Below are 2,344 nucleotides of genomic sequence, written 5' to 3'. Positions count from 1 at the left end.
AGGTTCTTCACCAAAGCTTTGAGACTTGAGACGGTAGCGTTCAACCAATTCATGCTGCATAGAACGCACTTTGGCACAACGAGGTAGTAATTCTACAGGAATTCCTTTAGGAATGACAATCTGTTCCACGGCCAGTCTCGCCTCTTCCAGAGCATCAATGTCCGAGTGTTTGCTACCTTGTGTTAATTGGTTAAGTTCTCCTGCATCGCTAGTATTAGGTGACTCCATTCCCAAAGCTTGCTGCAAGGCATGAGTAATATTTGCGATCGCATTAGCCGTCAGAGAGTAAACAGGGGATAGATGGTCTGCTACCATGCGCTGAAAATTCGCGTGTTTGCGTGCGTGCGATCGCAACACCAAAATCGCCCCTGCATCATCAATATCCCCAACAACCACCACTGGTAAATTAAGAAGGCGAATGACCTCTTCTAAAAGGTGGCGACTAACACCATAAGGGTAAACGTGTAGAGGTGAATCTGCGTTATATAAGCCCTTGGGTTGATGAGAATCTGATGCTTCGGCTTTGTTGCGAGCATCGTGTTTTTCTGGAAACGGTATTATCCGCTCAGAACCACGCCAAGACAGCGATGGTTGAGTAAATTTAGGTGATGCAGAGTCTGCCAATGGCATCGGATTTTGGAAACTGGGAATCTTGCGTGTAATCGTTATCTCACCCAAATCATTGATAGTTCTCACTTGTGGGTGAGGCTGATGACCTCGCAGTAAAGCATCAACCGTATCAGCAACATTTTCATGCACAATCCAACGTTGACGCTCCCACATTTCCACTGCAATATCAAATGTTGGAGGTGCTTTGCGTTCCAAAACCGTCTTTTGAGTGCGCCGCCGCCTGGCTTCCTCATCCCCTAAAGTGACACTTTGAATACCACCAACTAAATCCGACAGAGTGGGGTTTTTAATTAAGTTTTCAATTTCGTTACCGTGAGCAGTACCTACTAATTGCACCCCGCGTTCAGCAATGGTACGAGCAGCTAAAGCTTCAAGTTCCGTGCCAATTTCATCAATGACAATGACCTCTGGCATGTGGTTTTCTACAGCCTCAATCATTACCTGATGCTGTAATTCTGGACGCGCCACTTGCATTCGTCGAGCGCGACCAATAGCAGGGTGAGGAACATCACCATCCCCAGCAATTTCGTTGGAAGTATCAATAATGACTACACGCTTGTGAAAATCATCCGCTAAAACACGAGCAATTTCGCGTAAAGCGGTAGTTTTGCCCACACCAGGACGACCCAGCATCAAAATTGATTGACCAGTTTCTACCAAATCACGAATCATGGCGATCGTGCCGTAAATTGCCCGACCAACCCGACAGGTCAAACCAATAATCTTGCCATTGCGGTTGCGAATGGCACTAATGCGGTGTAAAGTTTGCTCAATCCCAGCGCGATTATCGCCGCCAAATGTTCCGACTTTTGCGATGCAATCGTCGAGTTGGTTTTGAGTAACGGGGGTAGAAGATAAATATTCTGATTTACCTGGAAATCGAGCTTCAGGACGACGACCCAAATCTAAAACAACTTCAATTAAATTCTCTGTTTGTGGGTGCTGATATAGGTGCTGTCTAATTTCTTGAGGCAATATATCCAGTAGTTTCTGGAGGTCATCTGTCATAAACATGAGTTATATATAGTGGTAAGCAATTCAAAATGAAAGAATGTAATTGCTGTTAGCATGATTGGCTCTAGCTTAAACAGCAATGCCGAATGCGCGTTTGCTTATAGTGTTATAATTGCCAGAATTTGTTGAGCTTGGAGATTTGCAAAAAACAAAGTTTTCTTTAAATGTGACTAGAGCCAAAAAGTTAGAAATCTAATTATTAAATTGAATAAGATTATTTCTCAGGTTTTGATGTATTCCTATTTTGAGGATTGTCTGATTATTTTCTACTTCTAGAATAGCAATGATTAAGTAATAAAATAGTAAGCAATCCGAATATTTACTGGGGGATTCTGTCACCAATTTGAGCTTTGTAGCCCAATAAAGCAAAAGCCTCCTTTTATAAATTAAAAGAGGCTTTTTGGCTAAATATTTATGTAGTGAGTGAACAGTTATCAGTTAATAGTCCAAGTGGTTAAAGACTGTTTACTAATATCTGACTTAAAACCTTAAACATTACATAGCAACTTGTTTAATACCAATGTTTTGATGAGGTCAAGCCCTCGGTCTGTTAGCACGGCTCGGCTGCATACATTACTGCACTTGCACCTACCGCCTATGAACCTGTATTCTACAGGTGACCTTACTGACTTTTGTCATGAGAGTACTCATCTTGAGGTGGGCTTCCCACTTAGATGCTTTCAGCGGTTATCCGCTCCGC

Annotated in this window: 1 rRNA gene and 2 pseudogenes; all 3 read right to left on the bottom strand. The window is 42.8% G+C overall.

Going from position 1 to position 2,344, the window contains the following annotated elements:
* Positions 1-471 (bottom strand): annotated as a pseudogene (locus AC5JL8_RS12270) (R3H domain-containing nucleic acid-binding protein); the annotation flags it as partial.
* Positions 472-677: 206 nt separating this feature from the next.
* A pseudogene (locus AC5JL8_RS12265) lies at positions 678-1,644 on the bottom strand (AAA family ATPase); the annotation flags it as partial.
* Between the two features lie 530 nt (positions 1,645-2,174).
* Positions 2,175-2,344, bottom strand: a 23S ribosomal RNA gene (locus AC5JL8_RS12260); the annotation flags it as partial.

The organism is Mojavia sp. (genome assembly GCF_059505145.1).
This window is presented reverse-complemented; position numbering and strand designations above follow the sequence as displayed.